Here is a 22,605-nt window from a genome sequence, read left to right as displayed (position 1 = left end):
TCACTCCTTTATTTGAATATCTTTAGTGTATGGTAGAATAGTGTCAAAACATGACACTATTAAAAATGAAAGGAGTCATTTATGAATAAAAATGAACGTTTGATTCAGCAGATGATCTATATTAATGCTAAAAAGCAATTTAATCTTAGCGATCTTATCGAAACATTTGAGATATCAAGAAGTACAGCGTTACGGGATATTGCTTCTTTAGAAGAGCTAGGGGTGCCATTGTATTCGGAGAAAGGCAGTCATGGCGGTTACCGCATATTATCCAATTCCCTATTACCACCGATTTATTTTAATACTAACGAATTACATTCGATTTTCTTTTCGCTACAACTATTGAAAGGATTAGTCAAAACGCCTTTTCAATATGATTACCAAGAAATCAAAAGCAAATTATTAGCGACTTTACCTGACAAGCAAAAAGAGCAGATGACCGAAGCCGAACAATGGATTCAGTGGGTAGGTGTAGATCAGCAACAAGAAGTACCGTTGATTGTAGAATTATTTGCTTCGATTATTGCCAGACAGGTGATTGAAGTGGATTATCATCGGTATCAGCAAGATATTCGTGTTATTCAACCGCTACGGTTATCCATATGGGATGGGCACTGGTATTGTTTGAGCTGGGATCTGAATAAACAAGCTTTTCGAAATTTTAGATGTGATTATATTCAAAAGCTACATATCACCGAGAAGCAAGCTATCGATTGGACAGCAGAACAGATTCACACCCTAGCGACAGAGCAGTTTAACGTCCAACGTCCGCTCACTTTTAAAGTTAAAGTGAATGCAATCGGTATCGAACACTTCCATAAAAAAAGCTATTCTAATATGTCTTTGCAACAGGTTCATTCTGAAAATGATTTAGAACCAACAGAGCATTATATCGTTGGAACGTTTGGCGAAAGTGAGATTTCTTTTTTGGTCGAGTACTTTTTGGGGTTTGGTCAACATATTGAAATTCTTTCTCCATCTCTATTACGAACTTCGTATCAGCAATATGTTCAAAACATATTAGCTCAGTATGAGTAGTCCTTTATTAGAGGTCGTCTATTCGGTTGTCTAAAATTTTAAAGAGTGCAAGTAAATAGCGATTCACCGATCACATATCCGTGTAATAATGCTCACAAGATGATAATGCGTACCGTACAGGGCGCTCAAAGGAGATCACGGACAATGGACGAAAATCGTAATGTAGATGTGGATAAAAAAGAGGTACGTGTAGAACGTAAATCGGATTCAAGTATGGTCGCGTCGACATTTATTAAATATGCTGCATATATTATTATTTTGGCAATTGTGTTATGGTTCTTAGTGAAGTATATTTTCCCTATGTTCTCATAAACATATCTTATCGGATTAGCAATCCATACTATAGCGCAACAAAAACGGAGGAGCCTGTCACCAAGGCTCCTTTTTGCTGTTTTTTGGGTTATTTTGAGCTAATTTAGCCTAAAATGATGAATTTAAGGGCAGAAGGTATTGTTTTTGGGTAATATAAAAGAAATAGATAAAGAAATTGGGGGTGTCAACAAGAGTGTATGTATTGCATGCTGCTATTATCATTCCGTTTTTATTTGCAATCTTCGTGCCTCTGATCCGTAAAGGATTGCCACGTGTACATACAGGTTGGATCGTTTTAGCCATCCCAACCTTACTCTTTGCAAATTTTTTGCGTTATTTACCAGTGATTCAGTCAGATACCAGTCAATCAGTCAGCCTACCTTGGGTTCCTTCATTAGGAATTAATTTTACGGTGTATTTGGATGGATTAAGTCTATTATTTGCATTGTTGATTACAGGGATTGGAGCTTTAGTTGTTCTGTATTCTATCTTCTATCTCGATCCTGCCAAAGAAGCGATTCATCGATTTTATTTATATCTGATGATCTTTATGGGTGCAATGCTCGGGATCGTTCTTTCAGACAATATGATCGTATTGTATACCTTCTGGGAATTGACCAGTATTTCTTCATTCTTACTGATTGCTTTCTGGTATGAACGAGATCGTTCGCGTTATGGAGCACTTAAGTCGATGCTGATCACGGTACTTGGTGGATTTGCGATGTTAGCTGGTTTCATTTTGCTACATTCCATGACAGGTACATTTAGTATTCGTGAGACAATTGCTGTATTAGGCGATATTCAAGGGCAATCTTTATTTTTGCCAGCGATGTTGTTGATTCTGCTTGGTGCATTTACCAAATCTGCACAATTTCCTTTCCATATCTGGTTACCGGATGCGATGGAAGCACCGACTCCAGTAAGTGCTTATCTACATTCCGCTACGATGGTAAAAGCAGGAATTTATCTAGTGGCACGCTTTAGTCCTATTTTTGCAGGACAAGCTGAATGGTTCTGGATTGTATCGACGGTAGGTATAGTCACGATGTGTTACGGATCGATACTGGCTGTGAAGCAGACTGATCTCAAAGCGTTGCTTGCGTATTCGACAATTTCGCAATTGGGACTTATTATGTCCCTTTTCGGAGCAGGTTCAGCGGCTGTTTATTATGGATACGGCAATGAGTCTTTGTTATATACGACTGCTACAATGGCGGCTATTTTCCATCTGATTAATCATGCCACCTTCAAAGGCGCTCTATTTATGGTAGCCGGTATTGTCGATCATGAAACAGGTACACGCGATCTGCGTCGTCTGGGCGGATTGATGAATGTGATGCCGATTACCTTTACTGTAGCAGGAGTGAGTGCTTTTGCTATGGCTGGTATACCACCGTTCAATGGATTTTTGAGTAAAGAATTGTTTCTAGAGGCGATGGTAGAACTAAGCCATATGGAAATGTTCCGCTTAGAAACATGGGGCATTTTGTTCCCTATTCTGGCTTTTGTCGGTAGTGTATTTACATTTGTATACAGTATGATTCTGGTGTTCAAGACATTCAGAGGACCACTTCAACCGGATAAATTAGGCGGTACACCTCATGAAGCACCGATCGGTATGTTGATTTCACCGATTGTCTTGGGATTATGTGTTGTAGGGTTAGGATTGTTCCCGAATGTGTTGTCGCATAGCATTATCGAACCAACAATGCGTGCAGTATTACCAAGTCTGGTCGCATCAGGAGAACATTTTGAAGTACATATCTCCTTCTGGCATGGCATTACACCTGCCTTTTTAATGACGATTGGTATTATTGCACTGGGAACGATTATGTATCTGTTGTTAAAACGCTGGAAAGGGATATATAGCAAATATCCACAAGCTTTAACATGGAATAATCTGTATGACGGTACTTTAAAATGGGGCGAAAAAGGTTCCAATGCGCTCACTGAAAAATATATGAACGGTTCCGTTCATAGTTATCTCGTCTACATTTTTGTTTTTATGATTGTATTGATAGGAACTGTATTTATTCGAGCAGATGGATTGTCTTTACTGACGCAAGGAGCTGCACCGATCAGTATTTATGAAATTATACTGTTGATCGGCTTGGTAGCGACTGCTGTAGCTGTTCCATTTGCAGGTAAAAGATTAACCGCTATTATTATGACCGGTGCTGTTGGATATCTGGTGACCTTGTTTTTTGTTCTTTTCCGCGCACCGGATCTAGCGTTGACCCAAATGATTGTCGAAACGGTCTCCGTCTCTTTATTTTTACTGTGCTTTTATCATATGCCTGAATTACGGCGTGAAATTGTATCGAATCGTTATCGGATCGTAAATATTATTGTAGCTGTAGGTGTAGGAGTTGTGATGACCTTTGTTGCTTTAGCGGCAAGTGGTAGTAGTACTTTTGATTCGATTGCTACATTCTTTGTGGAAGGTAGTCATGATCTAGGCGGTGGCGATAATATCGTTAACGTTATTCTGGTCGACTTCCGTGGATTCGATACGATGTTAGAAATTACCGTATTGGCAATTGCTTCACTCGGAATTTACTCTTTGATTCAACTGCAAGTCAAAGGAAATGATGCAGGTGCACGTATTCATTATCTACGTAATAAAGATGTACAGACGCATCGTGTCGATGTAGGTCGTACTCGCCGTGAGACATCAACCGTTCAACGAAATATGACGCAATTCAAAAGTAACGATGTCATTTTGGAAACAAGCACTAAAGTAATCGTGTTTATTATTTTGACGTTTGCACTGTATCTATTCTTTGCAGGTCATAACAATCCAGGTGGCGGATTTGTCGGTGGATTGATGACCGCTTCAGCATTGATTTTACTTGCTTTGGCTTTTAATGCAGAGACGGTTAGACGGATATTACCTGTCGATTATCGGACAGTGACAGCTGTAGGCTTAAGTATTGCGTATGCCACTGGAATAGGATCATTTTTCTTTGATGCTCCTTTTCTCAGTCAGACGTTTGGTTATTTCGAATTACCTTTCTTGGGAAAAACGGAACTCGCTACAGCAACACTATTTGATCTAGGTGTGTTCTTAACGGTGCTTGGTGTGACAATGACAATTATTTTACAGATTGGGGAGGATCGCTGATATGGAAGTATGGATGTCCATTGCTGTTGGGATATTATTCGCAGTCGCGGTATACCTGATCTTGTCGAGAAGTCTACTACGCATTATTTTGGGAACTTCCATTTTGACACATGGTGTACATTTATTGTTGCTAACGATGTCAAGACTCAAGTCAGGTGCGCCACCGTTATTAGGCGAAGAATCAGGTTCTTATGTTGATCCACTGCCACAAGCTTTGATTTTGACATCAATCGTGATTAATTTTGGTGTCACAGCGTTTTTCTTTGTCCTCGCTTATCGTTCGTATCTTAAGCTGAAGACCGATGATATGGAGGAGGTGAAGATGGAAAGTGACGAATAATTTATTAATTATGCCACTACTGATTCCTTTGATTGCCGCTGTACTTCAGATATTCGGGATGCGTCATGTACCGATCCAACGCTGGCTAGGTGGAATTGCTGTAATTGTCAATGTAGGTGTAGCAGTATGGATTGTGATTACTGTACGGGTGGAAGGGATTCAGACTCTAGCCATGGGTGGTTGGGCAGCACCTTATGGCATTGTATTTGTAGCTGATATGTTCGCTGCTTTGCTGGTGCTAACCACTTCGATATTAGGAGCAGTATGTTTATTTTACGCCTTTGCCAGTATCGGAGAAGAACGTGAAAAGCATCACTTTTATCCGTTTTTCCAATTTTTATTAGTAGGAGTCTACGGTTCATTTTTGACAGGCGATTTGTTTAACTTATTTGTTTGTTTTGAAGTGATGTTAGTATCTTCTTATGCTCTGATTGTATTGGGTGGAACGAAGCGTCAACTACAAGTGACGTTAAAATATATTCTAATTAATATTGTATCGTCTTCCTTATTTGTCGCTTCGATGGCTTATCTGTATGCCGCTGTCGGTACACTGAATATGGCTCATTTATCCCAGCGTGTAGCTGAAGCAGGACAAGATGGGATTATCGGCGTGATTGCGTTTCTATTTCTAATTGTATTCGGGCTCAAAGCAGGATTATTCTTATTCTTCTGGTTACCCGGTTCGTATGCCGCTCCACCTTCAGTCATTACAGCGATTTTTGCAGGCTTATTAACTAAGGTCGGATTATATGCGATTATTCGTACATTTACATTAATCTTTTACCATGATACCGGGTTTTTATATACATTGATTGGTTGGATGGGAATCGCCTCGATGGTACTGGGTGTGATTGGTGCGGTCGCTTATCGAGATGTGAATAAGATTCTTGTCTATAATGTTGTCGCAGGTGTAGGCTTGATCGCTTTTGGATTAGCGACTGCGAATGTAGCTGGGATCGAAGGCGCTGTCTTTTATATGCTACATGATATGATCGTCAAAGCTTTATTGTTCTTATTGGCAGGGATTATGATTGGAGCACTAGGGACAACGAATTTGAAAGACATGAGCGGCTTAATTAAGCGATATCCATTTACAGGTTGGATGTTCTTTATTACCGGTCTAGCGTTAGCAGGTGTACCTCCACTAAGTGGATTTATCGGAAAATTATTGATCGTGCAAGGCGGTATGGAGCGCGGTTGGTATACGATGACGATTATCAGTCTTATCGCAAGTTTGTTAATGCTTTATTCAGTGATGCGAATCTTTATGCTAGCCTTTTGGGGCAAAGATCGTCCATTAATTGATGATCGTGCTGTATTTCAAGATAGCCCTGAAGTGAAGCGAGAAGTGTACCATGAATGGTCGCCTTTCCGTCCTCGTCGCTTGATGGCTGCATCTTCTGTATTGTTTGCGTTTGTTATTCTGATAGGACTTGGAGCAGGGTGGATTCAGACGTTTGTTGCACAAGCAGCCGATGTATTGGTTCATCCAACACTGTATATCCAAGCCGTATTGAAGGAGTAGGTGAAGCTATGGCTTTTCAAATTATACTTAATCTGTTGATAGCTTTGATCTGGATGTCCTTGCATACGACTTGGGATACTTTAAACTTCGTGATTGGCTATCTGATCGGGTTATTGTTAATCTACGTGATGCGCCGCTTTTTTCCCAGAGAATTTTATGGGCAGAAAATATGGGCGGTTATCAAATTGCTAGTCCTTTTTATCAAAGAATTGATCGTATCGAGTGTGGTCGTACTCAAGCATATTATCAGTCCACGTCTCAAATTCAAACCAGGTATTCTGACATATCAGACTGAACTGACTTCGGATTGGGAACTGACTTTATTGTCGACACTGGTGACGTTAACGCCGGGAACGATTTTGATTGAAATTTCACGTGATCAGCATCTGGTCTATATTCATGCGATGGATATTCAAGATGCCGATGAGTTATCTGCTCATATTCGTGGAACATTTGAAAAAGCGATCAAGGAGGTGACTCGGTAATGTTACAAGTCTCATTATTGATCGCACTGATTCTGTTATCTATTGCTATTGCGGGTTGTATGTATCGAGTGCTTAAAGGGCCTTCGATGGCTGACCGAATTACAGCACTGGATACCATCGGGGTGAACTTGATCGCCATTATTGCAGTATTGTCGATGATGATGGATACACAAGCCTATCTTGAAGTAATGCTGTTAGTCGGAATTTTAGCGTTTTTGGGAACTGTTGCATTTGCCAAGTATATTGAAAGGGGAGTGGTTATCGAACATGAAGACGAAGACAGAGATGATCGAGATGATTCAGTGGATCGGTGAGCCTGTAGTATCGGTTCTTGTTCTGATCGGTGCTATATTGAGTGTACTGAGTGCATTTGGTATTATTCGCTTCCCTGATGTGTATTTGCGCTCTCATGCGGCTACCAAAAGTGCAACGTTAGGCGTATTATGTGTACTTTCGAGTGCATTTCTATTTTTCTGGATATACGATCATTATATAAGTGCTCGTGTGTTGTTAGGGATTGTGTTCGTATTTATCACTGCTCCTGTGGCAGGTCATTTGAATGCTAGAGCGGCTTATCGGACCGGTGTCCCTTTATGGAAGCTAGAAAAAGATGAATTAAAACCAGCCTTGAAAGAAAAAGGAATTGATCGCGAAAAAGCGAAAAAAGAGCCTTTGAATTAAGTATTCAAAATAGCTTCGTATGAATACGATATGAAATACAGTTATAAAATATATTTCTACAACCTAAAAATCCCCTACCTGATCAATGATCTCAAGGTGAGGGGTTTTTAGTTTACTGTAAAGCGATTATACGAAAAGATCATCTAAGTATAGTGAAGAGACAACGGAAGATAGACCGAATATCGTAGCTACTTAAGCTTGAGCTATCTCTATTCCTCGTTGTGCGAATACATCTTTAGCTACAGCAATCGCATTTAATACTCGGGGAAAACCGATATAAGGCGAGCAATGAATCATCGTTTCTATAATTTCAACAGGTGTAATCCCTACATTAAGACTGCCATGTAGGTGAACATTTAATTGGGCTTCACAATTTCCTTGAGTGATCAGTGAAGAGATTGTAATCAGTTCGCGTTGTTGCAATGTAAGGGTAGGGCGGGAATAAATATCACCAAAAGCAAACTCTATAATATAGTTGCCAAGATCAGGTGCAATAGAAGCCAAAGAATCGATCACTCGTTGCCCTGCTTCACCATCCACTTCCAACAATTTGTTCCACCCTTGAGTATAGCGTTCATTAGACATATAGATTGCTCCTTTATGATTCGATATGAAGTACAAGTGCAACATTACACGTTAGAGCGCGCTCTAAGGCAAATCTTTTTTTATTCGGCGTATCAATTAGCTATAAAAGTACAAGAAAAGGTGCCAATCATAGTATAATTAGAGGTATGGACACCTTATATTCGATTCAGCAGATCACTGAGATTACAGGATTATCTGCACATACGCTACGTTATTATGAAAAAATCGGCTTAGTACAAGATATTTATAGAGATGCTAAAGGGTATCGTCAATATACAGAAACAGATATATTATGGTTGGATTTCTTGATAAGACTTAAGGAAACGGGTATGCCTATACGAGAAATGAAAAAATTTGCAGATTTACGCAGTGAAGGAGAGACTACGGTATCCTTAAGGAAGGAACTGTTGGAACATCATTATCAATATGTACAATCTCAGATTAGACAACAGCAACACCATCTAGCTAAGATTGTGGACAAAGTACAGTATTATGCAACATTAGAAGAGCAAGCGAAACAAAATTAGCTTTTTCAATAGATTGCTAAAGGAGATTATTCCTCATGAGTATAAAAGTCGTTCAAAATATATCTGAATTAGTCGGCGATACGCCAGTGGTACGTTTGCATCAGCTGACAGATGCTGATCATGCGGCTGTGTATGTAAAGTTAGAATATTTTAATCCGAGTGGCAGTGTAAAAGATCGTGCAGCACTCAATCTGATTGTACGTGCTGAACAAGAGGGGCTTCTTCATACGGGTAGTACGATTATTGAACCGACCAGCGGGAATACAGGGATTGGACTAGCGATGAATGCGGCGGCAAAAGGGTATAAAGCGATAATGATTATGCCTGATAATATGTCACGTGAGCGCATTCAGATTTTGCAAGCTTATGGAGCAGAAGTGATTCTGACACCCGCTGTTGAAAAAATGCCGGGTGCGATTCGTAAAGCTGAACAATTGCTGACTGAAATTCCAAACAGTTATATGCCCAGACAATTCGATAATCCAGCCAATGCAGATGCCCATCGGCAGACAACCGCTATCGAAATCTTAGAGCAAATGGAATATACACTGGATACCTTTGTTGCTTCCGCAGGTACAGGTGGAACGATTACAGGTACAGGTGAGACCTTAAGAGAGCATTTACCAGATGTGCGTATTCTGGTCGTAGAACCTCAAGGATCGCCTGTATTGTCTGGTGGACAGCCAGGACCGCATAAGCTAGTCGGTACCAGTCCGGGATTTGTGCCAGCGATTTTGAATACCTCTATTTACGATGAGATTGTACAGGTATTTGATGAGAATGCGATTCAGACGATGCGTGATCTTGCGAGATATGAAGGGATTCTCGTGGGGCCTTCATCTGCGGCAACTGTATGGACTGCATTGCAGGAAGCTAAGCGTCTCGGTGCAGGCAAAAAAGTATTATGTATCGCACCGGATAATGGAGAGAGGTATTTGAGTATGGATTTGTTTTAGCGTTATATAGTTCACTTCGATATAGCCTACAGTATCATTATGCTGTAGGCTTTTTTATTTGTATAACGAAGGATCATTAGCTAGTAGATTGAAAACACAACCAGCATCAAAAAGCGATACAAGTTTTCTTACATAATAAGATCAGAAAGGAGAAGTGATCATGAACGATTGGATTCAAGAGATGATCGATTGGATTGAAGTCCATCTTTTTGAAGATTTTTCATTGCTTCGATTAAGCGAAAAGATGGGCTATTCTCCATACTATTGTTCGTTTAAATTTCGGCATCATACCGGAGTAAGTATCAAAAGCTATCGTACCCTTCGCCGATTATTTCTGGCATCCATCTCGCTTGCTGAGACGCGTGAACGAATACTCGATATTGCAATCGAGCATGGTTATTCTTCTCAAGAAGCATTTGCTAGAGCATTCAAAGAGGTATTTGGCGTAACGCCTATGGTTTTTCGCAAGCACCCGAAGCCGTGGCAATCGTATTTCAAACTCAATATCGAACAAGGAGAGGATATGAAGATGTTAGACATTTCCCAAAAATTAGTCATTACCGAATTACAAAATCAATTAACTGCTTTTGCCGATCAAGACATTCTAAATGTATTAAATGGACAGGTAATGTATGAGCAATTCCGTACACAGGAATTAATGGGGCAAAGCGATTATGTTCCTTTTAACGAAGCGATGTGTGTACACGCGGCAACAGGAGACATTTTCAGCCCATCGTTCAATCAAGTACGTGCCGAAGGACATCATAGTTCAGTAACAGGTTATGAGAAAGTGGTTATTGAACCTTTGCAACCTCTATTTAATCATTCGTATCGCTGTATCGTCCTCTGGTTTGGCGAAGACATGTTCTGTCAGATCAATCTACTCACCATACTGTCTTATCTGGAGCAATCCGGGTACGATGGCATCGTCTATTTTAATGCTGTACAAGAGCAGACTTATGATGTACAACAAACTGAAATTACATTAGGCGGATATACGTCATTTTATCGTGAAGTCGTATTGGAGAAAAAGATGCCAGACAGTCCATTAATGCCTGTGATGTACCAAGGAGTTTCTTTGTATCTGGACTTGCACCAAGCTGATAATGAACTCACCCGCTACATTGCGAGCCATCCCAAAGAAAGCAAAGAAGAAGTGATGCAAACCATGCTGAAGTTGTTCCAACGCTACGGACTTGGTGATCGCCAGTATTTGGAGTTGATCGAGAAGGTAAGAGGAGAGGTGTAAATAGAGAAGTAAGATAGGCTGACGCTGATATTATCAGGTCAGTCTTTTTTTGCTTTTAAATAGTGGCATTTTAACGTGTATATTTTATACTTATTTACGATACTATTTATTTAAAAATGATAAAGGAGAGTATATAAATGGTTAATTTTAATTTACAATTTATATCGTATACGATATAATGAAAACTATAATTGAATTTATTGAGAATCCTGAAACAGGACAACAAGAAGTATATGAACTCATTAATAAGGTTAGACAAGAGGCTTCACAAAGCGTAGATCAAATGCAAATGTTTAAATTTATTATGAATGGACTAGAATTTTTAGAGAAGCATGGAATACCTATTGCTGCACAAAAATACTTTGTGGATATGAGAGAAGATGGCAGACCTTATACTATACAACTCGTTAAAGAATTAAGAAATCATGTTCCATTATTAGAATTTAGAGTGAATTGGAAAGGCTTAGGAGCATTTAGAGCCATATTTTTTGAATATTATTATTCTAATACTCAAATTCTTATTTTTACAAAATCTATCATAAAGAAATCTACATATTCTCAAGAATTTGAAGAAATAGTACAGCAGTCGGAATTATTGTACTCCAATTTCTTAGAGAATCCTCATAAATATATTCATCTAGAGGAGGTTGGAACTAATGAGTCCTCGTAAAAAATTAGGACAGAGTTTTGAAGAGTTGAAGAATACAGCTAGAGAGATTCCAGAAGTTAAAGATTATTTAGATAGTTTTTCCGTAACTATTGGTCACTTGGTACTATCCCGACGATTACAACTGGGCTATTCACAATCGAAATTAGCAAAACTTGCTCAAACCACTCAAGCCCGAATATCAATGATTGAATCAGGAGATAGTAATATAACGAGTGAGGTATTAAATAAAGTATTTCATGTATTAGAAATAGTAAATCTTCAGGCGATATATGCTGAAGAGAAAGATACAAATAAAGAACTTATCAAACATTAAACTTCAAATAATAATGGATTAAATAGGAGATTGTCATTAGACATTCTCTTACTTTTAGTTAGATCACTTGTATATTAGTTGAATTTTTAAATGCAATAATTAAATATAGCATGTTTTCGATATATGATTTTCGTTAACTACAGAATATAATAAAGAAAAGAAAGGAGAAGAACTATTATGCAAAAAAATGTATTAGATCAATTTTCTTCGAGTATTCAATCAGGTTATGCCCAAAAAAGTGATGTCATTTTAGAAAAAGAGACGGATACCATTTTTAAAAATTTGTTTTTTTGTATTCTGACTTTGTTTTCAGATAAAGTTTCTAGTATCAAGGTTGACCCTAAGCCATTTAATTTACCCAAAGAATATTTATTTTCAGATAAACACAAAAAGAATTTAAATAAATGGCTTCAACGTTTAGAAGATATAGATGATCTTCATTCAGAACTAGAATTTGGCAAACTGAAAATAGATTTTGAATACTGGTATTATGAATTGGGTGGAGAAAGTATTCAATTTGTCTATCAAGAAGATTATTTGTTAACACCACAAGCGGCAGCTGATGCACTGAGTATATCCAAAGTCACATTGAATAAGTATGTGAAGCAGGGCTTGGAATATATAGACAATCAAACACACAAACGCATTCCAAAATACGCCATTGAAATTATGAAAGATCCTATTTATAGTATTCGCATGCAACAGATTGCTCAATCCAAAAAGCCTCTTCAACAAACACCTGAAGATCGTTACCATGAAGTAATTCAAGAATTGGCTGATCTTCAATTAAAATATGGAACTCAAACAGTACAAGAAACGTTTGGTGAATACAACGGAGATAGTATGGATGATCCTACTGATTACTATCGTTGGAAAGACTTACAAGAAGAAATGACAGAAATTCTAGGTTGGCATGGAGGGAAAAAGGATCAGTGACTCTATTGCTACCAACAGATATTGATCAAATTTTAGAAGATTATGGTCATTTGCTAAAAGTGTATCCTGCTTTGCGCGAGCGTCATTCTATTTTTACTGATTATAAAAGAACTCATAAACGTCTTGAAGTATTATTCCCTCTTAAAGAACATCCTGTGCACGGGATTACAGGTCTACATGTGTACGAGAAATATAACGATGCAGGAACTGTAGAATTATATTCGTACTCTTGGAAACGAATTATTCCTACTCAAGGTATTCAATTTAGTCATATTTCTTCTTGGGGAAATGATCCTCACCCTCCAGAAACGACACCTCAGCATTTACAGGTGACTACAGAACCGCATCATCATCATTACGATCCTGAGCAACGAAGTAAGCGAAAGAGCAGTTATATTCGCTCATTGGATCAGGTTTTCATGTATGTTGCTTATTATATTGAAACAGGTGAAGTGTACTACAAAGATGTATCTAGCGCAGTTGATCTTAAAAGATAAATACTAAAGAGCCTTGTATTGAGACTACAAGGTTTTTTAGTATTTTAAATCAATTATTAATAGTCCAAATAATTAGCAAAAGTCTTTATGGTTTAATAAAAAGTAAAAATGAATTTGTTATCGCAATAGAGGTAACAAATAACGGTAAAAATTTTTATAAGAAGAGAAGTTACATAAAGTGTTAAGAACTATAATATACATCTTGAAATCACTTGCTTAAAATCCTCGATAACTCCACACCATCTTTGATCCCTTGCTCATACATCGTGGATTCAGCCAACCCCTGAATTAATATCACCTTATCTTCATACTCTAACCATAACCGGTTCATTTCTTCCGACATCTCAGCATTCAGCATAGCGAACAACCCACTGCATTCATCATTCAATCTCTGAAAATCATCCATTTCAGATAAAATATGTTCTCCTATGTAATCCATACGATTTGCTAATAATTGATTAAAAGCTTCTTGTATATTCATCAAAATACATCCTTTCTAAGATCCTCCTTTCATTAATACTATTTGAAATAAAAACTGCTGAATACAACGTAAACTTTTGATACGCTTTTGAATATAAAATGTCCATTAAGATGAACTATAAGTACTATGTTATAAATTTCTAAAATTAATTAGGATTTCAATTCCATAAATCTTTTCCCTGCTTACTCCACCCAATGAAATGCAGGTGCATCAAGCGGAGGGAAGAGAATCATTCTGAAAGTCGCCTTGTAAGGATTTATCCTTACCGCGACTGCAAGAAGATTCTCTTCCCGTAGCGAATGCCCTCATTTCACCCCAATCTATAATTATGTCCGATTTTTATAAAAAAGGTCGGTTTATCAAAAAGACTCCCAATCTTTACCATGCTATTATACATAAAAGAAAGCGTTACCAAAAATAAAAGACGTTCATTGAACACCTACTCGAAAGGAGAATAACTGATGAAAAGAGGATCGTTATTAACCTTGATCATCCTCATGATGTTTACCTTATCTGCCTGTAATCTTGCAGAGAGCAGTGCAGGAAGTAAAGAAAAAGGATATATCGGCATTTCTATGCCTACCAAATCGTCTGCACGTTGGGTAGCAGATGGTAGCAATATGGTGAAGCTGTTCCAATCCAAAGGATACAAAACCGATCTGCAATATGCAGAAGACGTGGTCGAAAACCAAATTTCCCAGATTGAAAATATGATCACCAAACAAGTCGATGTCATTGTTATCGCTTCGGTAGATGGCAATACACTGACCGATGTGATCAGCAAAGCGCATGCACAAGGCATTCAAGTCATCGCTTATGATCGACTGATTATGAACACAGGATACTTAAGTTACTACGCGACTTTCGATAATTTCAAAGTCGGGGTGCTACAAGCATCGTACATTGAAGACAAATTGGGACTGAAAAAAGGCAAAGGTCCTTTCAATATCGAGCTATTCGGTGGTTCACCGGATGATAACAATGCCTACTTCTTCTTTAACGGAGCGATGTCTGTTTTGCAACCGTATATCGATTCAGGCAAATTAGTTGTTCGAAGCAATCAGAAAACGATGGCACAGATTTCCACACTACGCTGGGATGGCGCTTTAGCCCAATCTCGTATGGATAACTTGGTCAGTGCTTATTACGCTGATGCCAATCTAGATGCTGTTCTTTCTCCGTACGATGGTATCAGTATCGGAATCATTTCATCATTAAAGGGTGTAGGTTACGGATCAGCAGAGAAACCGTTACCTGTTATCACCGGACAAGATGGCGAATTAGCATCGATCAAATCAATCGTAGCTGGTGAACAAACACAAACCATTTTCAAAGACACACGCCAACTTGCTGAAAAAACAGCCGACATGGTAGACAGTATCTTGCAAGGTAAAAAAGCCGAAGTCAACGACACCAAATCATATAACAATAACATCATGGTCGTTCCAGCCTACCTGCTAGATCCAGTCTCCGTCGACAAATCTAACGTCCAAAAAATCATCATCGACAGTGGATACTATACAGAAGCAGAAGTGAAAGGCAATTCATAACAATCTCTAAAACAAACCAATGGTTGTCCTTAAAAAAACTGCCACCACTCACCTCAAAAGTGGACAAAACATGCCCTTAATCACTAATTCTTAATCTCTAAATCTCTAAATCTTTAAAAGGAAAGCGTACGTGCCAACGGAGCGAAGGGAGAGGAATCATTCTGAAAGTCGCCTTGTAAGGATTTATCCTTACCGCGACTGCAAGAAGATTCCCCTCCCGTAGCGTCTCCCAGCACACGCAAACCATCGCCAACTCAAGAGTGTATTTTCCACTCCCACCATCTAATGAAAGGAGCACCACCATGTCCAACAACATCATTTTAGAAATGAAAAATATCACCAAAACATTCCCCGGTGTAAAAGCATTGGAAAATGTAAATCTACAAGTCAAACAAGGTGAAATCCATGCCCTGTGCGGTGAAAATGGCGCTGGTAAATCAACGCTAATGAAAGTACTCAGTGGCGTGTACGGATATGGAACCTACGAAGGCGATATTATTTTCCAAGGCAAAACCTGTGAATTTCGCGATATCAAGCAAAGTGAAGAACTAGGGATCGTTATTATTCATCAAGAACTCGCCTTAATTCCTTATCTGTCGATTGCTGAAAATATCTTTCTCGGTAATGAACGTAAAAAAGGCGGCATTATCGACTGGAATGAGACACTTCAACGCACCCAAGAATTGCTGACCAAAGTAGGCTTAAACGAATCACCGAATACATTAATCACTAATATTGGAGTCGGTAAACAGCAATTGGTTGAGATCGCCAAAGCCTTATCCAAAGAAGTAAAATTGCTAATTTTGGACGAACCGACAGCAGCTCTCAACGAGAACGATAGTGAAAACTTGCTGCAATTAATGCTTGAATTTAAACGTCAAGGCATCTCCTGTATTCTGATCTCTCATAAGCTCAACGAAATCTCTAAAGTGGCTGACTCCGTAACTATTTTGCGAGATGGACAGACGATTGAGACACTCGATATGCACAAAGACGAGATTACCGAAGATCGGATCATTAGTGGAATGGTAGGACGTGATCTGACCAATCGTTATCCACACCATGAATCGAAGATCGGTGAAGTCGTGCTTGAAGTGAAAGATTGGAACGTATTCCATCAGCAACATGCCGATCGTCAGATGATTCATAACGCTAACTTTAATCTACGCCGTGGTGAGATAGTAGGGATTGCTGGATTGATGGGTTCAGGTCGTACAGAGCTTGTGATGAGTATTTTCGGCAAATCGTATGGCAAAAAAATCACCGGTACATTGATTAAAAATGGTAAACCTATTACCAACAATACCGTGACACAAGCAATCGATAATGGATTTGCTTATGTAACCGAAGATCGCAAAAACTACGGTCTAATCCTAATGGACGATATCAAGCGCAATATTTCATTAACAGGGCTTGGTAAAATCACCAAAAATACAGTGGTCAATGAGCAAGAAGAAGTCATGGTTGCTGAAGATATGCGTGGACAAATGAAAATTAAAACACCAAATATTTTGCAGAAAACAGGCAATCTTAGCGGTGGGAATCAGCAGAAAGTGGTACTGGGGAAATGGATTTTTTCTGGTCCAGATATCTTGATTCTGGATGAACCGACACGCGGTATTGATGTAGGTGCTAAATACGAAATCTATACGATCATTAATCGCCTTGCAGATGAAGGCAAAACAGTATTGGTGATTTCATCCGAATTGCCAGAGATTTTAGGAATCTGTGATCGCATTTATGTGATGAATGCAGGACGGATTACTGGTGAAGTGAGCCGTGAAGAAGCCACTCAGGAAAAGCTAATGACGTATATGACACGCAGTTCTTCTTAATCGTACGGCTCTGCACTAAAACGTTACATTCAATCTATTTAACAAACGAAAGGGGTTAGCATAACGTATGTCTACATTAACCAAGCCAGAGGGAAAAAAAGAATCGACACTTGGCAAAATGTTTAAAGGAAATATTCGTCAGTACGGCATGATTATCGCATTACTATTTATCATGCTGTTGTTTGAAGTTTTAACAGGAGGTTTGCTACTTAAACCAATTAATATTACTAACCTGATTTTGCAAAATAGTTACATACTGGTACTCGCGATCGGGATGGTACTTGTTATTATTACAGGTCATATTGACTTGTCTGTTGGATCGATCGCAGCATTTGTGGGTGCTGTATCTGCAATCTTTATGGTGCAATGGCAGATGAATCCAATCGTAGCTGTTATTCTATCTATCGTAATCGGTGGATTGATTGGAGCATGGCAAGGATTCTGGGTGGCTTATGTCCGAATACCCGCCTTTATTGTGACCCTCGCAGGGATGTTATTATTCCGTGGATTAACCATGATCGTATTGGAAGGTCAATCGATCTCGCCATTCCCGAATGGTTTCCAGAAGATCAGTTCAGGCTTTATCCCTGACTTTTCTAATATGGCAACTAATATTGTAGCTGTTCTTGCCGGGATTGCATTATCTATTCTGTATATTATTACAGAACTACGTAACCGTGCAGCACAGCGTCGATATAACTTTGATACAGGATCACAAGCCCTCTTTTTCACCAAAATGATTCTAGTGGTCGCTGTAATTAACGCATTTACGATTGTACTGGCAAGCTATGCAGGGATTCCAACGATTCTTGTATTGTTATTCTTGCTTATTATTATTTACTCCTTCGTGATGAACAAAACGGTTATGGGTCGTCATGTATATGCAATCGGTGGTAATGAAAAAGCAGCTGGATTATCCGGTGTCAAAACGAAAAAAGTAACATTCTGGGTATTTGTGAATATGGGCGTATTGGCTGCTGTATCTGGCTTGATCTTCGCAGCTCGCCTCAATGCAGCAACACCAAGAGCAGGAACAAACTTTGAGCTAGATGCCATTGCAGCTTGTTTTATCGGTGGTGCTTCCGCTTCAGGTGGTATCGGAACAGTATTCGGAGCAATTATCGGTGGTCTAGTTATGGGAGTATTGAATAACGGTATGTCTCTTGTAGGACTGGGTATCGACTGGCAACAAGGCATCAAAGGTCTAGTATTACTACTTGCAGTTGCTTTCGATATTTACAACAAAAACAAAGGTACATCATCTGTATAAGAAAATGTTTTCGATAATATAAGATCTGAATACGATGATTACTTTAGAAAAAATGAATTTTTCATACTATAATAATGCTAAAAACCGTCAGAACAATACGTTCTGGCGGTTTTTATTGGTGTTCACCCGAAAAATGAGACACCTAATACGAAATATGAAGCATTACCGATCTGACATCAGCAGGATATAATTAATTTAATAAATGTAATCGCTTACATAAAAGCAAAAAGAATGATACAGGCTGTTCACCAAATGGAGGATAAGACGCAACAGCGATACAGACATCGACAGAGAACGCAAAGGAGGATTTATGTATGGACACAGATCTCAAAAGAGAATCCAAAGCCACTCGAAAAACTAAAGATAAAATTACCACTTCACCGACCAAACGCTGGTTTCGCCGATTGTATACACAGCGACACTTGCAGGTGATGGCATTACTTGGTGTAGTATGGATGTTGATTTTTAACTATATCCCTATGTACGGCATCATTATCGCGTTCAAAGAATTTAATATTGTTGAAAGTATTGCTGATGCACCGTGGGTCGGATGGGAACATTTCAAAGCATTTATGGATGATGAAAATCTACCCGATGTGATTCGAAATACACTCGGAATCAGCTTAATCAAGCTATTTATCGGTTTCCCACTGCCTATTATATTTGCTCTGTTTCTTAATGAATTACGTTCAGTACGTTTCAAAAAAGCAGTTCAAACCATCTCTTATCTACCGCATTTTCTATCATGGGTTATTCTTGGCGGTATTTTGACTACATGGTTAGCGGATGTCGGTATTATCAATAATGTACTAATGGCACTTCATCTGATCAAAGAACCGATCTCTTACTTAGCCGAACCGCAATACTTCTGGACAATCGTGATCACTTCAGATATTTGGAAAGAACTGGGCTGGTCAGCAATTATCTACCTAGCAGCCATGGCAGGTGTATCTCCAGAAATGTATGAAGCCGCTACAATTGATGGCGCAGGACGCTTCCAGAAAATGTGGTACATTACTTTGCCAGGTATCCAAGCGACGATTGCTATTCTATTCATACTAGCCGTCAGTGGTGTACTGAACTCTAACTTTGACCAAATTCTCGTCTTACGTAACTCGCTCAACGAAAGCGCTAGTAACGTTATCGATATCTATGTCTATCAAACCGGTCTACTATCTGGACGCTTCTCCTACTCGACAGCGATCGGTCTTATCAAATCCATTATCGCCTTGATTCTGCTCGTAATTGCCAATCAGGTGACGAAGAAATTAAACAACACTTCACTCTTTTAAAAGGGTGAGAGGCAGGAAAGATTAGTTAGTTTAATTGCCTTCAATGCTTTAGTTATAAAGCTTTTAAGCTGCTAACTCCCCAACCAAGCTCTTACAAGAAGCATAATCTCTTGAACTACCGAATTTGATCTATTGCTTTTAAATTCTTGTATTTAATCTCTAATCACTAATCCCTAAAATTCTTTAAAAGAAAGTGCGCCTGAAAGACCCCTCACTCTAATGATGAAGGAGAATGATGATGATTAGTCTAAAAGCAGATCGTAAAACGCGTGGTGAAGCGGTTTTTGATACATTGAATACAGTGTTGATGGTGTTGATTTGTTTTGTCACGCTGTATCCGATCTGGTATGTGTTAGTGAATGCATTGAATGAAGGAACCGATGCCATGCGTGGTGGCATTTACTGGTGGCCACGGATCTTTAGTCTTGAAAGTTTCAAAGCTGTATTCCAAAGTCCCGGTATTATGCAAGCCATGTGGATTACCGTCGCCAAAACGTTGATCGGTACAGCAATTCATGTGTTTTTCACAGCAATGGTGGCATACGCTTTGTCTCGAAAAGGATTGATTGGAGGCAAAATTTATATCTGGATCGGAACGATTACTTTATTTTTTAGCGGTGGATTGATTCCTACGTTTTTGTTAATGAAAGATCTACAGTTATTAGATAATTTTCTCGTCTATATTATTCCAGCGATGTTTAGCTTTTTCGATCTTATTATCTTTATGACCTTTTTCCGTGAAATTCCAGAAGGATTGGAAGAAGCTGCACGGATCGATGGTGCGAACGATTGGTCGATCTTTTTACGGGTTGTGTTACCTGTATCCATGCCTGTTATTGCAACAATCGCTTTGTTTCATGGAGTATTCCAATGGAATGACTATTTCACAGGGATGATCTATATGAATGATACTAATCTGCAACCCATTCAGACGTATCTGTACCGTGTGGTAGCCGAATCCAGTTCGAACCAGATGTTAGCGGCTGTACCGGGAGGGATTACGCGTTCAGTCACTTCACAGTCGATTAAGCTGGCGACCATGGTAGTAACAACGATGCCAATCGTATTCGTTTATCCATTTTTACAAAAATATTTTGTTAAAGGAATGATGATTGGCTCGATCAAAGGTTGAGTTCACTTGTATACCAAGTAAACAACTCCATCTGCAATCCCATATCTTGTATTCACTGTATGAAGCATAAATAGTACATTCTAAAAAAAGAAAAGGGGTATATCTCGGATGAAAGAAAATACAAATCATCGCAAATGGTACAAACCGGCACTAATGTTAACCCTAGCAAGCATGATGATGTTCACTACAGCTTGTTCTTACTTTGGTGGCGGAAGTAAAAGTGCATCGGAACAAAGCAATACACCGGTCAAAGCCGCTTCAGCCAACGAACCGGGCTGGAAAGTGGATACATCACCAATAACATTTGATTGGTATATGAACTTCTCCTGGTACACAGGAAGTGACTGGGGAACCGATCCTACCAGCCAATATGTAACCAAGAAAACAGGAGTAAGCTTGAAATTTATTGTGCCTGCGGGTAATGAAAATGAAAAACTGAATACAATGATTGCTTCTGGTAAATTGCCTGACTTTATTACATTGGGTTGGGGTGAAGATGCTGTTAAAAAAATGATCGAAGGTAAATTGGTATTGCCACTCAATGAGTTAGCAGACCAGTATGATCCATACTTCTACAAAGTAACCGATCCAGCCAAATTAGCATGGTATACACAGCCAGATGGTAATGTGTATGGTTATCCGAATGCGTCTTCTTCTCCGGCGGATTTTGCGAAATACGGCAAAAACTATCTATCAAATCAAGTGTTTGTCGTACGTAAAGATATGTATGAAGCACTTGGTAAGCCAGATATGCGTACACCGGAAGGCTTTTTGAAAGCGCTCAATATGGCAAAAGAAAAGTTCCCAGAAGTGAATGGACAGCCATTAATTCCACTAGGCTTACATGAGTTTACTGAAAATGGAAATTACTCATTAGAAGGATATTTGCAGAATTTCTTAGCGATCCCTATGGAAAAAGACGGCAAGTTGTATGATCGTACCACCGATCCTGAATATTTACGCTGGCTCAAAACATTCCGTCAAGCGAATCAAGATGGATTACTATCCAAAGATATCTTTATCGACAAACGTTCTCAAATGGAAGAAAAAATTGCGCAAGGGCGTTACTTTGCAATGTTGTATCAACGTAGTGATTTCAATACACAGCAAAATGCGTTATATGCCAAAGATCCAAATTCAGTCTATATTGCAGTCGATGGACCTTCTGATTCCAAATTAGATCAACCGATTTTATCAGGACCTGTTATCTCAGGATGGACAGTAACCCTAATCTCCAAAAATGTAAAAGATAAAGCCCGTGCTATCCGTTTCCTTGAATACATGATCAGTGAAGAAGGACAGAAAGATTTGTATTTAGGTGAAAAAGGAGTCACATACGATACAGTCGATGGCAAAGATCAATTTAAGCCTGAAGTGCTGAAATCACTAAATACCGATCGTTCGGAATTTGATACCAAGTATGGTGCTTCTCATAAATACTGGATGCAAATGAATACGAATATTACAGATCAATGGAAACCGGAAAGTGTAGCTCCATTCAAACAAATGGAAGACTGGACAAAAGGCAAAACGGTCAGTTCCTCTGAGTTCGATCAATTGAATCCAACCGGTAATTCACCTGAAGGAATTATCAATACCAAAATCTCGCAACTGTGGGGTAAAACATTACCTAAATTACTATTGGCTTCTTCAGACAGTGAATTTGACCAGTTGTTTAATGAGTATCTAAGCAAACGTGAAGCAGATGGATTAGCGAAAGTTCAAGCGTATCAACAAACCGAATATGAGAAAAATAAAGCCAAACTAGAAGCGCAGTAACTTATCTTTCCAATATGAACAGCGAATA

Annotated in this window: 23 protein-coding genes; 21 read left to right on the top strand and 2 right to left on the bottom strand. The window is 38.9% G+C overall.

What is annotated here, in order from left to right; translation table 11 throughout:
• The first annotated feature begins 81 nt into the window (after positions 1–81).
• The 8 genes from PaeCFBP13512_RS03155 (at position 82) to mnhG (ending at position 7,505) form a co-directional block, all read left to right on the top strand.
• Positions 82–1,038: a helix-turn-helix transcriptional regulator gene (locus PaeCFBP13512_RS03155; RefSeq protein ID WP_137221095.1), complete on the top strand. Its 957-nt coding sequence runs from the start codon at positions 82–84 to the stop codon at positions 1,036–1,038.
• 144 nt (positions 1,039–1,182) lie between these two features.
• Positions 1,183–1,350 carry a hypothetical protein gene (locus PaeCFBP13512_RS23350; RefSeq protein ID WP_175425127.1) on the top strand — a complete coding sequence of 56 codons (168 nt, stop codon included), beginning with the start codon at positions 1,183–1,185 and terminating at the stop codon, positions 1,348–1,350.
• Positions 1,351–1,543: 193 nt separating this feature from the next.
• Positions 1,544–4,474: a Na+/H+ antiporter subunit A gene (locus PaeCFBP13512_RS03150; RefSeq protein WP_137221093.1), complete on the top strand. Its 2,931-nt coding sequence runs from the start codon at positions 1,544–1,546 to the stop codon at positions 4,472–4,474.
• Between the two features lies 1 nt (position 4,475).
• A complete protein-coding gene (locus PaeCFBP13512_RS03145) occupies positions 4,476–4,814 on the top strand; it encodes a Na(+)/H(+) antiporter subunit C (RefSeq protein ID WP_069326639.1) in 339 nt (112 codons plus the stop codon).
• Positions 4,815–4,824: 10 nt separating this feature from the next.
• Positions 4,825–6,339, top strand: coding sequence for a Na+/H+ antiporter subunit D (locus tag PaeCFBP13512_RS03140; RefSeq protein WP_069326851.1), 1,515 nt, complete (start codon positions 4,825–4,827; stop codon positions 6,337–6,339).
• A gap of 8 nt (positions 6,340–6,347) precedes the next feature.
• Entirely contained in the window at positions 6,348–6,824 is a 477-nt protein-coding gene (locus PaeCFBP13512_RS03135) for a Na+/H+ antiporter subunit E (RefSeq protein WP_069326638.1), read from the top strand.
• Complete coding sequence (locus tag PaeCFBP13512_RS03130) at positions 6,824–7,138, top strand: Na(+)/H(+) antiporter subunit F1 (RefSeq protein ID WP_069326637.1); 315 nt, start codon at positions 6,824–6,826, stop codon at positions 7,136–7,138. The genes PaeCFBP13512_RS03135 and PaeCFBP13512_RS03130 overlap by 1 nt, the downstream gene beginning before the upstream one ends.
• Positions 7,092–7,505: a monovalent cation/H(+) antiporter subunit G gene (gene mnhG, locus PaeCFBP13512_RS03125; protein ID WP_371748101.1), complete on the top strand. Its 414-nt coding sequence runs from the start codon at positions 7,092–7,094 to the stop codon at positions 7,503–7,505. The genes PaeCFBP13512_RS03130 and mnhG overlap by 47 nt, the downstream gene beginning before the upstream one ends.
• Before the next feature lie 192 nt (positions 7,506–7,697).
• On the opposite strand, the gene PaeCFBP13512_RS03120 is transcribed toward mnhG, so the two are convergent.
• Positions 7,698–8,090 carry a carboxymuconolactone decarboxylase family protein gene (locus PaeCFBP13512_RS03120; protein ID WP_137221091.1) on the bottom strand — a complete coding sequence of 131 codons (393 nt, stop codon included), beginning with the start codon at positions 8,088–8,090 and terminating at the stop codon, positions 7,698–7,700.
• 146 nt (positions 8,091–8,236) lie between these two features.
• Here PaeCFBP13512_RS03120 and PaeCFBP13512_RS03115 point away from each other — a divergent pair, with 146 nt between their 5' ends.
• The 7 genes from PaeCFBP13512_RS03115 (at position 8,237) to PaeCFBP13512_RS03085 (ending at position 13,238) form a co-directional block, all read left to right on the top strand.
• Positions 8,237–8,617: a MerR family transcriptional regulator gene (locus PaeCFBP13512_RS03115; RefSeq protein ID WP_069326634.1), complete on the top strand. Its 381-nt coding sequence runs from the start codon at positions 8,237–8,239 to the stop codon at positions 8,615–8,617.
• A gap of 35 nt (positions 8,618–8,652) precedes the next feature.
• Complete coding sequence (gene cysK / locus PaeCFBP13512_RS03110) at positions 8,653–9,573, top strand: cysteine synthase A (RefSeq protein ID WP_137221089.1); 921 nt, start codon at positions 8,653–8,655, stop codon at positions 9,571–9,573.
• Between the two features lie 160 nt (positions 9,574–9,733).
• On the top strand, positions 9,734–10,822 hold the full coding sequence (locus PaeCFBP13512_RS03105; RefSeq protein ID WP_137221087.1) for a helix-turn-helix domain-containing protein: 1,089 nt from the start codon (positions 9,734–9,736) through the stop codon (positions 10,820–10,822).
• 178 nt (positions 10,823–11,000) lie between these two features.
• Positions 11,001–11,492, top strand: coding sequence for a hypothetical protein (locus tag PaeCFBP13512_RS03100; protein ID WP_137221084.1), 492 nt, complete (start codon positions 11,001–11,003; stop codon positions 11,490–11,492).
• Positions 11,479–11,805, top strand: coding sequence for a helix-turn-helix domain-containing protein (locus PaeCFBP13512_RS03095; RefSeq protein ID WP_137221083.1), 327 nt, complete (start codon positions 11,479–11,481; stop codon positions 11,803–11,805). The genes PaeCFBP13512_RS03100 and PaeCFBP13512_RS03095 overlap by 14 nt, the downstream gene beginning before the upstream one ends.
• Before the next feature lie 177 nt (positions 11,806–11,982).
• A complete protein-coding gene (locus PaeCFBP13512_RS03090; protein ID WP_137221081.1) occupies positions 11,983–12,741 on the top strand; it encodes a helix-turn-helix domain-containing protein in 759 nt (252 codons plus the stop codon).
• Positions 12,738–13,238, top strand: coding sequence for a DUF6516 family protein (locus tag PaeCFBP13512_RS03085; RefSeq protein ID WP_241669254.1), 501 nt, complete (start codon positions 12,738–12,740; stop codon positions 13,236–13,238). Before PaeCFBP13512_RS03090 ends, PaeCFBP13512_RS03085 begins: the two co-directional genes overlap by 4 nt.
• Before the next feature lie 208 nt (positions 13,239–13,446).
• Here the strand turns inward: PaeCFBP13512_RS03085 and PaeCFBP13512_RS03080 are convergent, their stop codons facing one another.
• Positions 13,447–13,719: a hypothetical protein gene (locus tag PaeCFBP13512_RS03080; protein ID WP_137221077.1), complete on the bottom strand. Its 273-nt coding sequence runs from the start codon at positions 13,717–13,719 to the stop codon at positions 13,447–13,449.
• A 461-nt stretch (positions 13,720–14,180) separates the two neighbouring features.
• Here PaeCFBP13512_RS03080 and chvE point away from each other — a divergent pair, with 461 nt between their 5' ends.
• From chvE to PaeCFBP13512_RS03050, 6 genes are all read left to right on the top strand, one after another.
• On the top strand, positions 14,181–15,269 hold the full coding sequence (chvE, locus tag PaeCFBP13512_RS03075; RefSeq protein WP_069326628.1) for a multiple monosaccharide ABC transporter substrate-binding protein: 1,089 nt from the start codon (positions 14,181–14,183) through the stop codon (positions 15,267–15,269).
• A gap of 302 nt (positions 15,270–15,571) precedes the next feature.
• Positions 15,572–17,104: a multiple monosaccharide ABC transporter ATP-binding protein gene (mmsA, locus tag PaeCFBP13512_RS03070; protein ID WP_137221075.1), complete on the top strand. Its 1,533-nt coding sequence runs from the start codon at positions 15,572–15,574 to the stop codon at positions 17,102–17,104.
• Positions 17,105–17,171: 67 nt separating this feature from the next.
• Positions 17,172–18,374: a multiple monosaccharide ABC transporter permease gene (gene mmsB, locus PaeCFBP13512_RS03065; protein WP_137221073.1), complete on the top strand. Its 1,203-nt coding sequence runs from the start codon at positions 17,172–17,174 to the stop codon at positions 18,372–18,374.
• Positions 18,375–18,688: 314 nt separating this feature from the next.
• A complete protein-coding gene (locus PaeCFBP13512_RS03060; protein ID WP_069326624.1) occupies positions 18,689–19,666 on the top strand; it encodes an ABC transporter permease in 978 nt (325 codons plus the stop codon).
• Between the two features lie 238 nt (positions 19,667–19,904).
• On the top strand, positions 19,905–20,798 hold the full coding sequence (locus PaeCFBP13512_RS03055; protein ID WP_137221071.1) for a carbohydrate ABC transporter permease: 894 nt from the start codon (positions 19,905–19,907) through the stop codon (positions 20,796–20,798).
• Positions 20,799–20,906: 108 nt separating this feature from the next.
• The gene (locus PaeCFBP13512_RS03050; RefSeq protein ID WP_069326622.1) at positions 20,907–22,577 is read left to right on the top strand and encodes an extracellular solute-binding protein; all 1,671 of its coding nucleotides are present in this window, start codon (positions 20,907–20,909) and stop codon (positions 22,575–22,577) included.
• Positions 22,578–22,605: the final 28 nt, after the last annotated feature.

The organism is Paenibacillus sp. CFBP13512 (assembly GCF_005233705.1).
Classification (GTDB): Bacteria; Bacillota; Bacilli; order Paenibacillales; family Paenibacillaceae; genus Saccharibacillus; species Saccharibacillus nuruki.
The sequence above is the reverse complement of the archived record's forward strand: the minus strand, read 5'-3'. Positions and strand labels throughout refer to the sequence as shown.